Genomic DNA, 11615 nt, shown 5'->3' on the forward strand with positions numbered 1-11615 from the left:
ATTTAATCGGAATGATATAATTTCTTTTCGATAAGAAGAAAAAATAAGATACCCATAACACGGAGGACGTCGATGCGGCGCTTCTTTTTTGATCCCGAGAGAAGGCATGGCGACCTGGTGCGGCTGGATGCCGTTGAGTCACGGCATATCGTCAAAGTGCTGCGTCTCAACGCTGGAGATTCAGTGGAAATGCTCGACGGCAGCGGGGCCGTCTATCCCGCTACCATCCTCTCTACCGAGCGGGCCGTGGAGCTGGAGCTGGGGGAACAGCTGGAGTTCGCTGAGGATTCCGGAACCCCTCTCTTCCTCTTCCAGAGTGTTCTCAAGGGAGAGAAGATGGATGTGGTGGTACAGAAGGCGACCGAACTCGGGGTAACCCGCCTGCAGCCGGTGCAGACAGCCCGCAGTCAGGGTGGTTCCGACGATGTACGCAAACGGGAGCGCTGGCAGCGCATCAGTCTCGCGGCCTGCAAGCAGTGCCTGCGGCCGAGGCTGATGGAGGTGGCTGCGCCGCTCACCGTGAAGAATTTTCAATGTGATCTGCCTGAAGGTACTCTGAAGCTCTTTTTCTATGAGGAAGAGCGGGAGGTGGGCCTGCGGGAACTGGCCGGGGAACTGGCGGTGGCTCCGGCAGTGGCACTGTTTATCGGCCCTGAAGGCGGGCTGACTCCGGCAGAGGTCGACGCGGCACGGGCGGCAGGATGGCGTACCGTTGGCCTCGGCTGGCGGATTTTGCGGGCAGAGACGGCAACGATCTCTACGCTCGCACTTGTTCAATATCTTTGTGGAAATATGTAATGGTAATGGAAAAACTTGATCTCTCTCGAAGTAATATCCTTGGCAGCGTTGCCGAGACCATAAGTTGTCAGGAGGCACAGAAGAAAGGCTTTTTGCTGGTGGATGTACGCTCGGCGGCTGAATATAAATCCGGTACGATTCCCGGGGCGGTGAATGTTCCACTCTTTGATGAAAGTGAACGGAGTGTTATCGGCACTATTTACAACCATGCCGGCAAGGATCAGGCCATCGACCAGGGATTTCTCTATGTTGAGAAGAAGATGGGCGAAATGCTCGGCGGCTTTGATTCCCATGGAGAATGTACCTTTGCCGTCTTCTGTGCTCGTGGAGGGATGCGTTCACGTTCCATCGTCAATCTGCTCAACCAGACCGGTCATCATGCGGTGAAGGTGGATGGTGGCTACAAGGATTTCCGTACCGCCATACTGCAGGCGGTAGAGGACTTTGCTCCACCGGTGATTGTTATTCACGGTCTCACCGGCACGGGCAAGACCCGCATTCTGCAGCACCTCGATAATTTTATCGACCTTGAAGACCTCGCACAGCACCGCAGTTCCCTTTTTGGTGCCCTTGATCTGCATCCCCGCAACCAGCGCGATTTCGAAGCGCTCCTTGCCGAGCAGATTGAACAGGCGGGGGAACCTCCGTATTTCGTAGAAGGAGAGAGTCGCAAGATTGGCCGGGTCTTCATCCCCAAAGCCTTCGCCATGGCGATGAAAGCGGGAAAGCTGGTCAATGTCACCGCTTCGGTTGAGACCCGCATCACGCGTATTGTTGAGGATTATCCGGTGGATACACCCGAGCAGCAGGTGGAGGTGGAAAGGATTCTGCGGTCATTGGTGAGGAGTCTCGGCCATGAAAAGGTCGAGCAGATGTGTTCCCTGCTGGCTGAACGCAACCTTCGCGACCTGGTGCGCATCCTTCTGCTGGAATATTACGACCCGCGCTATACCCGCAGCATGAGCAACTACACCTTTGACCTCGAACTCTCCGCAGAGGATATCCCGCAGTGCGCCGCCCGGCTTATTGAATTCAGGGAGTCGCTTCTCTGACCGGCGGCTTCAGGGTTGTCTTGTAAAAGATGGAACAGCGAAAAGATTTTTTGCCAAAGGAAGGCTCTAAACATACGACAAAAGGCATTTTATATAGAGAAGCTTTCGTGTGTTTAGCGTGTTTCGCTGGCCATCCAGTCTTTTGTCTTTCCGTCTTTCCGTTTTTTGCTTTTCCCTTCCTCCCGTCTCCCGTCTCCTTTTTCCTTCCTCTCATATCTTTGGGGTGGCGTTTTTCCCCATAAGAATAAATATATCGTAAAATCTACTGGCAATATGCTTTTTCTGTTGAGCGTGCGTAATGAGACTATCTCAGGGGCTCACGCACTTGATCCATCATTTTGAGATGAGGGTTTGGAGTGAATTTTGGCTTGTTTTCCTTCATAGCTGTGATAATATCAGATTGTATGGAAAAATGGAAAATACTAATGGCAGACTCAGAAGACTCTGGCCCAAAAATTTGATATGGCAACTCTTTCTCAAGAAGAAAGAGACAACGGAGTTTTGTTGTTGAATTTGACACCGAGCAAGATTTTAAAGGGGCTAACCCCGCTGGAAAACTTCACTGGTAAACGTGTTGCACTTATTACTTGAATTCAGTGCCTCTTAACCAATATATTATATTACTATACTACTGTTAGAGGCCTGAGTTATGGATTTAGGTAAATTGTGGGACACTGTTTCAGCTTGGGGGCAGTTCCCTTCTGGTATTTTTGTTGGTATTTGCTTAGCACACAAAGCCTACAGCAAAGCTTTTGGTTTTATGGAAAAAACAATTGAGCAGATACGAGAAGAAAAAAAAGAGCTAAGGCAAACAATAGTAGCTCAACAAGATAGAATAGATATCCTGCATGATGAAGTTCGCTCGACAATCGCCCAACAACCAGAAAAAGAAAGGGGAGGCCAATGACATTTTTATCATTTGTGTTGGTAGCGTTGGTATCAACTACGATTGCTTTTGTATGTTTAGAGTTGTTTGTTGTTTGGCCAGCAGCTAAAAGTTATTACCAACAAGCAACTAAGACATCTCTTTCCAGATGTTTACGATTCTTGAATGAAAAGGCACTGAAAAATGGTAAAATTAAAGATGGAGAGTACCTTCATGATATTTTTTACAAGACCGTCTTGCGTACACTTGTAGCTGATAAAAGTACTATTAAAGTAAAGGGCTGGAGTGTTAAACATACCAGGAAAGACGAATTGAGATTTAAAAAATTTCAAAGAGAAATTAACAATCTCGATGAAGATACAAGAAAGGTTGTAAATCGGGCGAGTTGCTCTATAGCAAAGATAGTATGGTTGAACAACATGGTAGGGTTGCCACTGCTAATTATAAAATCTGAACAAAAACGAGAAGAATATCTTATACGTTCAGGGCAATATATGGCTATGTCAGAAAAAAATGAACTAGATAAGATCCCGTGTAATGCTCTATCCTGAGAAAAATAGACATCTCATTGTTTCCTGTAGGCAGTGCTTCTGCGCTGCTTTTTTTTCATTTTTACCTCTTTCTCTCCCTGCCGTTTTTACCCACTCCCGAAACTTAAGAAAGAACAACAGGGTCAAGTCTTGAAAAATCATTTTATGTGGTTTCAAATCAGCCCATGCCAAGACCTCTCAGAATATAATATCCAGAAGGGATATACCATATAACCTCTCGAGGAAACGCCAGGGAAAGAATTTTCCTGGGGGACGCGGATTGACGAATATTTTTGGATGTTTTCGGAACCGTAGTGGAAAAATACAATTGGCGGTATTACGCTTATTGCCTGATGGGCAAATCACTATCACGTCCTCATCGAAACGCCTGATCCAAACCTCATCCCTGGAATGCGGCAGTTGAACGGAGTATACACGCAGAGTTTCAACCACAGACATTCTCGCGTGGGGCACGTTTTTCAAGGGTGGTACAAGGGAACATTGAATAACCAGTCTTTCGCCCATCTTCTTCGTTACAGTAAAAAAATTATCCTCCGACAAAGCGAGGAACGAAACGTCGAGGTAAGCACCAGACTCCGATATCAAACATTGCTCTAATAAATTTCCTCCTGTGCCTCGAATATGAACGAAATACAAGCTGTTTCAAGGTACACTAAAGGCAATTGCAGAACACCTGAAAATCCATTACACTGCTGTTAGTTAGAGAGTTAAAAAGAATGAAGTTTAAGGAGGACGAATATTGACTCAAATTTATCGAGTGTTGAGTACATGGCTTTGCCTGATATTGCTAAGTTGCGGGGCTGCAAATGCTTATGATTACCCTTTTACAGATCCCTATGTAGCAACGGTGCTTGGTACACCCGCCGAGTTTGCAGCTGTTTTACCTGAAGACGTCCCCATCAAAAATGATTCAATCGTTATGTTTCCTGAGCGAAAAGTACCTGGTGTACTGTGGAATTTTGCAGATCTTAACTATTCTTACATCAAAGTAGATGGACCCGCCCCGTTGATATTTTTAATAGCTGGTACTGGTGCTAGTTTTGAAAGTGAAAAGATGATATCCATGCAACGTGCCTTTTATGGTGCGGGTTTTAACGTGATTTCTCTTTCTTCACCGACTTTCACTGATTTTGTGGTATCTGCTTCCTCAAGTCAGGTACCTGGTAATTTAGAAGAGGATTCAGCTGATCTTTACCGTGTAATGCAGGCTGTCTGGGCAATACATCAGGATGAAATGGATGTCACCGAATTTTATCTTACAGGGTATAGTTTAGGAGCTGCTCAGTCTGTTTTTCTTTCTCAAATTGATGATACAGAAAAAGCATTTAATTTTAGCAAAGTATTACTCATTAATCCGCCATTGAGTCTTTATAATTCGGTAGTGAAACTCGACAAAATGCTTGAAGACAATATTCCTGGTGGCATGGATCACTTTGCTGAATTCTATCAAAAGGTTATACATCGTTTTGGCAAAGTGTATAAGAATGGAGACGCGGTACAACTCAACGATCAATTTCTCTATAAAGCGTATCTCTATGACAAGCCTAAAACCGATGAACCTACTGCCGCAATGGTTGGTCTGAGTTTCAGGTTGTCTTCCGTTAATATGGTTTTTGTAAGTGATGTGATGACTCAAGCTGGATACGTTGTGCCAAAGGGATTAGTCCTGGAACGCAATGAAATTATAATAGATTATGGAAAAGTACTGAGTCAACTGACGTTTATAGATTATTTTAATGGTATTTTTATGCCACACTTTAAAGCTCAAGATCCAACCATCACAGAAACTGAGGTAATTTCAAGAATGAGTTTACGCAATAAGGAAAAGTATCTTCGTAACACAACAAAGATTGGTCTGATCCATAATCAAGACGATATTATCATGCTCCCAGGTGAGGTTGATTACCTGAAAGGTGTATTCGGAGACCGTGCAACGATTTACCCACACGGTGGTCATTGTGGCAATATGTCATATCCGGATAATGTGACCGCAATGGTTGGTTTTTTCAAAGGTATTACTCAGAAATAAGAGAGGGTGATGGTAGAAATGACGATAGAAAGAAATAAAATGAGACACCGAACCTTCTGTATCTTTGCGCTATTTGTAGTTCTCCTTGCTGCAGGTTGTGCAAAAAATGATCAGCAAAATTTGAATTTAGAACCACCAATGTATCCGATAAGTGAATATGTAAATCCTGATATTGATTATCCAATAGATGTATATGACCCATTTGAAGGTTTTAACCGCTGTATGTATACCTTTAATTACTATTTTGATTCATACATCTTTATACCAATAGTTAATGGGTATGAATATGTGACACCAGATTATGTAGAACGTAGAATCTATCATTTTGTTAATAATATTTTTGAGTTCACCAACTTCACCAACAACCTGTTACAATTAAAATTTGAAGAGGCAGGAGTTACCGTTCTTCGCTTTGTTATCAATAGTACTGTCGGTATTGCAGGTCTCTGGGACCCGGCAACATATATGGGGCTTAATCTTAAATATGAGGATTTTGGTCAAACACTTGGATATTATGGTGTTGGCGATGGCCCGTACCTTGTGCTTCCGGTTCTTGGACCTTCCAATTTGCGTGATACTACAGGTTTGATAACAGATGTGGTGACCTTCAGCCTTGCCGGTCCACCAGCGTGGCTCGATGATGATTCTGCTACCTGGATATTTACTGGAATTACCGCTATTAATAAGCGTCGTTATGAGTCTTTTCGCTATTATCAGACTGGCTCACCTTTTGAGTATGAAATGATTCGTATGCTTTATACGGCGAAGAGAGAAATTATGGTAGATAATTGATTTATAGATAACTTCATTGTTTTGTCATTTTTCGTAAAAAGCGAAAGAACGGTTCTTCTTTATTTTTGTTATCAATAATCAAGAAACCTACGATTTACTAAAACTCCAAGGATAACACCGGGCAGGCTTCCGATAAAACTGATCCAGTAAGCTGCCATGATAGTTAAAAAGTGCTTCTTCAAGACCTGACCCTGTTTTTTCACCATCTAATACCAAACAATCAACAACCTCATCATCCCAAAAAGATTCTCCCGCTTACTGCATACCAATAGATTTATAAATGGCAAAAATAACAGTGCACAGGAGATGGTTATGCCCCTTAAAGATTGCCTGGTGGAAAAATAAAAGGTCACTGAGGATTTTTCAATTATCAGCTTTTGGCTTATGCCCTTCTCCAGCAAGAGCCGCCGCCTCCTCTTCTTCCTGCTGTTTTTTACGCTCAATATACGGCTCTCTATCTTCAGGCCTTAATGCATCACTGGCCGACTCGGTTTCCTCCTGCTCCATATCGGCAGACAACACCGTAGACAATTTCTCAACCTGTTGTGACTGAAAATTTTGAGCAGTAACTCTTTGCGCTCCACCAGTAAGTGGTTTTTTATCATCGTCCACCATATGCAGTGTTTGGGTTGGAAAAGCAAACTCAATCCCTGCAGCATTGAATCGTTCCATTATCTGTAAATTAACCCAGGTGGAGTGTTCTAAAAACTCCCAATACACAGGAGGATGATACCAATAAAAAACAATGATATTGAGAGAATCAGCAGTCATATCATTAAAATAGACCTGGGGCAAAAAGTCTGGTTGATTAATCGCTTCGTTGGGATGTACCTTCCTTTCAGTAGTATATACACCATATGCGCCGCTCATTATTCCATCCTCAGGAACAGATAAAATTTCCCGAAGAATATCGATTGCCTCCTTAATTTTCTTAGGCGAAGTATCGTAGGTCAAAGAAACGTTAAAACACCTGCGGATATACGGTCTACTACCAATATTTTCGATTTCCGTATTAGCCATTTTTTCATTGGGAATTGCAGTCAAATTGCCGTTTAACAATCTGATTTTGGTTGAACGAAGCCCTATAGATTCAACAGTCCCGTTATGGGAAAGAATATTTACACGTTGCCCCACACTGCACGGTTTATCGAGAAATAGCATGAAACTCCCAATAAGGTTCTCAATTGTCGGTCGTGCGGCCAAACCAAACGCTAAACCACCAACTCCCAGACCAGTAAGAACAGGAAGCATAGAGACACCAATACGGGAAAGACCGCTTCCAACTATAGTGAGCGCAAGAAGAAAACCACAAAGCCCTGATACAGCTCGGGTATAAGATGCCTGAACTCCTTCAGGATCAATGTTGGGAGATGCAACTATCGTCTCCGCCACTGCTTTACCAAGTCGAATGGCTCCCCAGGCAAGCATGATGATAACACAAACTTCTCCACCAATTTTTAGTACAATAACGGGCATACCAGTGAGCTTAAGATCATCATCAATAAAACGCACAACAAAGGGAAGAAGGAAGGCAACAAGAAGTGGTGAAACAAGATTGATCCATTGACGGTGCGGTGAATGAAAAGGCTTGACTACTTTTCCTACTTTAGAAAAGAGAAGATAGATTACAAACAATGTAAGAACAAAAGTAATCACAAGGGCGAACCATTGCCAAAGCGTCTGCCCACTGTACATGATATTAAACCAGGCGGGCAAACTATCATATACCCCACTTAAAAAATGAGCGTGGGTGACAAGATATCCAGGTGTTGAACTGTAGTTTATAAAGAAATTTTCAGACGTTCCTGGAAATTGATACTCACTAACCCGAGGTCCACTGGTACTGACTCGGTACGGAATATTTTCTACTTTATAATATATATCCTCTATGTTTTTTACTGTATCAGCACTGAATAGAAACTCTCCTTGCCTCTTACCTTCGGTAATCTCTACAATCTCAATCTCTGTATCAGGATATCTCCAACGTAAAGCTTTTGCCCCACCTACAAATTCACTACTGTCAAAACCTCGAGCTGCTTCAACCATCTCAAGATCGGGGATTGTATCCAAAGCTGGTAACACCATTCTATCAAAAACTTCTTTAAGCTGTAATGCTGCCTCTATGGAAACACTGCTCCGTAGCGCCTCTGGAACATAATCTAAATCAAGCGTAGAGACAGCTCTTCTCATATAGTTATGAGCTCGCACCTCAAGCTGATGGGCCTCGTCCGTTGTCAGAGTGGGTGGATTTTCCTGTAACTTTTCTTCTGCTTGCTGGACAAGGAGATATGATTGATTGATATTACTCAGGAAACTTTCAAAAGTTGCACGGGGACTCGAAGTATCCACCCCTCGTAACAAATCACGCATCTTGATCATTGAAGCAAAATAGTCACCAGAACGTGTTTTACTCCTAAATTGTTCATACAGCCCGGAAGAGGCACCAGATGGATATGGTACATTCTTCATCTGCCGGTACAATCTACCAAGATTTTGAACACTCTGCCGCGCAAAGAGGAACTGACCTGCCTGAGGGCCATCTTTAACTCTTGAAAGAGTTATTTTTGTTCCTGGGATGGTCCATGTAGAAATATTTTCCAGGGCAACTTCCTTTTCACCAGGAATCTGATCGCGGGCAGAGAGATTTAACCGATCAAGAATGTCTTTTAACAAAAGTATACGAGACGTTTCTGTGATCATTGAATCATTATCAGGAGTACCAGTAAAATCAAGTAGTTGCATTGCTCTATACAATGCCCAGGAACTCTCTTCTGAATAAATATTGTTTTGCCAGTCGGCTACGACCAGGTCAACGTCGGACAGAAAACTTTCTATCGTAGCGCGTGGACTCGAAGCATCTGGTTGTGATACCTGTTTTTCTGTACTTGCCCCAGAAGATACCACTTCAACATCATGATTTTTCGATATCTGCGCAGCAGAAAGAGAACCAACTGGTACACCACACAGAATGATGCTTACAAGGACAATATACGTGATCTTCACAAAACGACTCAAAAGCAGTTTACACTCCATCTACACACCCCCTATATTAAAAATAATTACCAAGTAGATAATAAAAAGAACTGCAAACAAGACAAATTATTACCTGAATTAATTGCAAAATAAATTATTGATTTAAAATTTATACCTTCTTGATAGTCTGGCATAAAAAAAACTACATAAGATAGAATTAGTTCCGAAAAAAAGTTTTGAATTTACAGACAGAATTTTCCTGGAGGATGTCCTGTTGTTCTCCAAATGGCCAAGATTAAAAAAAATTTGATATTGGCAAATTTTATTTGGCCAAAGATAAATTGGCAGCACCCCAATCACGCATCATCAAAATGATTTTTTCCAGGCTTTTTCCACGTTCGGTAAGGGAGTACTCTACTTTCGGTGGTACTTCTGCATAGACCTTACGATTAACAATGTCATAGGCTTCCAACTCACGAAGCTGCTTAGTCAAGGTGTGTTGGGTAATTCCCGGCATTATTTTCTTTAATTCACCGAAGCGGTAAGTCTTTTCCAGAAGATGGTAGAGAATAACCCCCTTCCATTTCCCTCCTATAACTTCCATTGTTCCTTCCACCGGACATCCTGCATTGCATTTATATGTGCTGTGAAGCATTGATTTCCTCAATAGTATGTTTTTTGATACTACGGCAACAATTGTTGCCTACTTGAATATAAAAGGCTACTCGTTATATTTATCCAAGTCAAGAGCAATGGTACTACAAACATTAACAGAGATAAGGATAAAAAAAATGACTAAATGGAAAGAACTCAGCAAGGAAATTAACGAACTTCTTCAACTTGATTCAAAGGTTATTGCGGTGAAGAGATTAGAGAAAAAAGAAGGGTTACAGGATATCTCCGGTGTAGAGAAACCCAGGGGGCCATTCACCTATTGTCAACTTCCTTATCTCGTAAGAAAAGAAGGAAAGACAATTGGTATTACTAAAGATGATGCCACACCACTTGCTGAGAAAATGCAATTGCGTTACCGCTGCCTGAGAATACAAGGGCTTGCACCAACCGATGAAAATCAGATTGAGCATGAAGCAAAAGGGTTTAACGGCTTTTGGTTCGGCAGCTATGAAACAGCAAAACAAGCTGTGGGGTCATATCCTGTACCGTCGCCTATTGAAGCTCTTGTTCTGTCACCTCTGGAAGAAGAAAAATTTGAGCCGGACTACCTGCTCGTTTATGCGAACGGTGGTCAAATGACTCTCTTGATGAACGGATTGCAGTATTTTGAATATGAGAAAGTTGAGTCCAGTTTTTCTGGTGAAGGGTCTTGTACAGATGCTCTGCCTCGTTGTGTTGCCACCGGTAAGCCATCCTTATGCCTGCCTTGTCTTGGAGAAAGAGCATTCGGTCGGATAGAAGATAGTGAGATGGTAATCGCTATGCCAGCAGACAGGTTGGAGCGTACAGTTAGGGGATTAAAAACACTGAAGGAAACAGGACTCGCCTACCCCATCGGTCACATGGAAGCTGGAATGGATGTGACTCCTCTTTTTGAAGCATGGTACCCTATCCAGGATAAATAACTGTAGCTGTGAGAGAACAATGGGGTCAGGTCTTGAAAAATCGTCCATCTCCTTCGTTAGAGTTAAATTTATCTTCCGACAAAGCGAGGAACGAGACGTCGAGGTAAGCGCCAGACTCCAGGTAAGCGCCAGACTCCGTGATTGATATATACCTGCGGTAAATTTTCTCCTGTGCCTTGAATATGAACGAAATACAAGCTGTTTCAAGGTCCCCATGTGTTTATGGCCTGGAGAAAAAGAAAAAGGGTCATCACTGTTACAGTGATGACCCTTTCTGGTGATTTATAAAAGGCTCCCAATATATATTTTTAATGTAACTACTCACCCCCCTCGAAAAATTAATAAATAAAAAAAAGCTTGACAGGTTTTTCAAGGGCAAAAAAATAAATTTGAGACCCATTGAAAAATGGTCGATTTGAGCCTGCTGGCGCTACCATACATGATAGCTGAAAGACAAAAGCACCCGAATGGTTACAAGGAGACGTTTTCGTTCAGTACAAGGCATCTCTGGAGGTCGAAAAAAGCTGTGGTATAGTATATCTATGGCAACGATGAACAAGATAAGTGTACGCGAAGAAGTTGCTCGCGTAAAACAAGAGTTCGAACAACTCTGCTCTGCTGGCAAGGTAACGCCGGAGGTCAAAATTGTGATGAACAGCTTGCTGGTCGTTGTGGAATTGATACTGTCGATCTTTCTGGAAAAGAAGACTCGTAAAAACAGTAAAAATTCCAGTCTGCCTCCTTCTCAGACAGAGCCGGATACAACATCCACTGAAAATTCTGGCGGCAAAGGTAAAGGGAAGAATGTCAGTGGCGAAGTCAGCAACACTCGGGTGGTAGAGAACGTTACTGTTGCCGAAGTCGCAATTTGTGATGTCTGTGGTAATCCTCTGAGCGACGTCCCGTGCCATGAACATGAACGACGGACAAAAATAGATATCATTTTTGAAAAAG

At 42.9% G+C, this 11615-nt stretch carries 9 protein-coding genes and 2 pseudogenes; 9 read left to right on the forward strand and 2 right to left on the reverse strand.

Annotated features, from left to right (window positions below; genetic code table 11):
• Positions 1-72 precede the first annotated feature (72 nt).
• From JWG39_RS05350 to JWG39_RS05375, 7 genes and pseudogenes are all read left to right on the forward strand, one after another.
• The gene (locus JWG39_RS05350; RefSeq protein WP_205218347.1) at positions 73-798 is read left to right on the forward strand and encodes a 16S rRNA (uracil(1498)-N(3))-methyltransferase; all 726 of its coding nucleotides are present in this window, start codon (positions 73-75) and stop codon (positions 796-798) included.
• On the forward strand, positions 798-1850 hold the full coding sequence (mnmH, locus tag JWG39_RS05355; protein WP_205218348.1) for a tRNA 2-selenouridine(34) synthase MnmH: 1053 nt from the start codon (positions 798-800) through the stop codon (positions 1848-1850). Before JWG39_RS05350 ends, mnmH begins: the two co-directional genes overlap by 1 nt.
• A 406-nt stretch (positions 1851-2256) precedes the next feature.
• Positions 2257-2441 (forward strand): annotated as a pseudogene (locus tag JWG39_RS17365) (IS30 family transposase); the annotation flags it as partial.
• Positions 2442-2499: 58 nt separating this feature from the next.
• Entirely contained in the window at positions 2500-2757 is a 258-nt protein-coding gene (locus JWG39_RS05360) for a hypothetical protein (RefSeq protein WP_205218349.1), read from the forward strand.
• Positions 2754-3287: a hypothetical protein gene (locus JWG39_RS05365; protein WP_205218350.1), complete on the forward strand. Its 534-nt coding sequence runs from the start codon at positions 2754-2756 to the stop codon at positions 3285-3287. The genes JWG39_RS05360 and JWG39_RS05365 overlap by 4 nt, the downstream gene beginning before the upstream one ends.
• Positions 3288-4026: 739 nt before the next feature.
• Positions 4027-5316, forward strand: a complete 1290-nt coding sequence (locus JWG39_RS05370; RefSeq protein ID WP_240191998.1) for an alpha/beta hydrolase — start codon at positions 4027-4029, stop codon at positions 5314-5316.
• 9 nt (positions 5317-5325) lie between these two features.
• Entirely contained in the window at positions 5326-6108 is a 783-nt protein-coding gene (locus tag JWG39_RS05375; RefSeq protein ID WP_240191999.1) for an MlaA family lipoprotein, read from the forward strand.
• A gap of 363 nt (positions 6109-6471) precedes the next feature.
• Here the strand turns inward: JWG39_RS05375 and JWG39_RS05380 are convergent, their stop codons facing one another.
• Both JWG39_RS05380 and JWG39_RS05385 read right to left on the reverse strand, forming a co-directional pair.
• Complete coding sequence (locus JWG39_RS05380) at positions 6472-9141, reverse strand: mechanosensitive ion channel family protein (RefSeq protein ID WP_205218351.1); 2670 nt, start codon at positions 9139-9141, stop codon at positions 6472-6474.
• Positions 9142-9403: 262 nt separating this feature from the next.
• A complete protein-coding gene (locus tag JWG39_RS05385; protein WP_205218352.1) occupies positions 9404-9736 on the reverse strand; it encodes a winged helix-turn-helix transcriptional regulator in 333 nt (110 codons plus the stop codon).
• Positions 9737-9872: 136 nt separating this feature from the next.
• Here JWG39_RS05385 and JWG39_RS05390 point away from each other — a divergent pair, with 136 nt between their 5' ends.
• Positions 9873-10661, forward strand: a complete 789-nt coding sequence (locus JWG39_RS05390; RefSeq protein WP_205218353.1) for a DUF169 domain-containing protein — start codon at positions 9873-9875, stop codon at positions 10659-10661.
• A gap of 542 nt (positions 10662-11203) precedes the next feature.
• Positions 11204-11615 (forward strand): annotated as a pseudogene (locus JWG39_RS05395) (hypothetical protein); the annotation flags it as partial.

This window comes from Desulforhopalus vacuolatus (assembly GCF_016918505.1).
Classification (GTDB): domain Bacteria; phylum Desulfobacterota; class Desulfobulbia; order Desulfobulbales; family Desulfocapsaceae; genus Desulforhopalus; species Desulforhopalus vacuolatus.

What these genes read in the sequence shown, in the direction of transcription:
- JWG39_RS05350 (WP_205218347.1), top strand. Translation starts at nt 73, where the DNA reads ATGCGGCGCTTCTTTTTTGATCCCGAGAGAAGGCATGGCGACCTGGTG.
- mnmH (WP_205218348.1), top strand. Translation starts at nt 798, where the DNA reads ATGGTAATGGAAAAACTTGATCTCTCTCGAAGTAATATCCTTGGCAGC.
- JWG39_RS05360 (WP_205218349.1), top strand. Translation starts at nt 2,500, where the DNA reads ATGGATTTAGGTAAATTGTGGGACACTGTTTCAGCTTGGGGGCAGTTC.
- JWG39_RS05365 (WP_205218350.1), top strand. Translation starts at nt 2,754, where the DNA reads ATGACATTTTTATCATTTGTGTTGGTAGCGTTGGTATCAACTACGATT.
- JWG39_RS05375 (WP_240191999.1), top strand. Translation starts at nt 5,326, where the DNA reads ATGGTAGAAATGACGATAGAAAGAAATAAAATGAGACACCGAACCTTC.
- JWG39_RS05380 (WP_205218351.1), bottom strand. Translation starts at nt 9,141, where the DNA reads ATGGAGTGTAAACTGCTTTTGAGTCGTTTTGTGAAGATCACGTATATT.
- JWG39_RS05385 (WP_205218352.1), bottom strand. Translation starts at nt 9,736, where the DNA reads ATGCTTCACAGCACATATAAATGCAATGCAGGATGTCCGGTGGAAGGA.
- JWG39_RS05390 (WP_205218353.1), top strand. Translation starts at nt 9,873, where the DNA reads ATGACTAAATGGAAAGAACTCAGCAAGGAAATTAACGAACTTCTTCAA.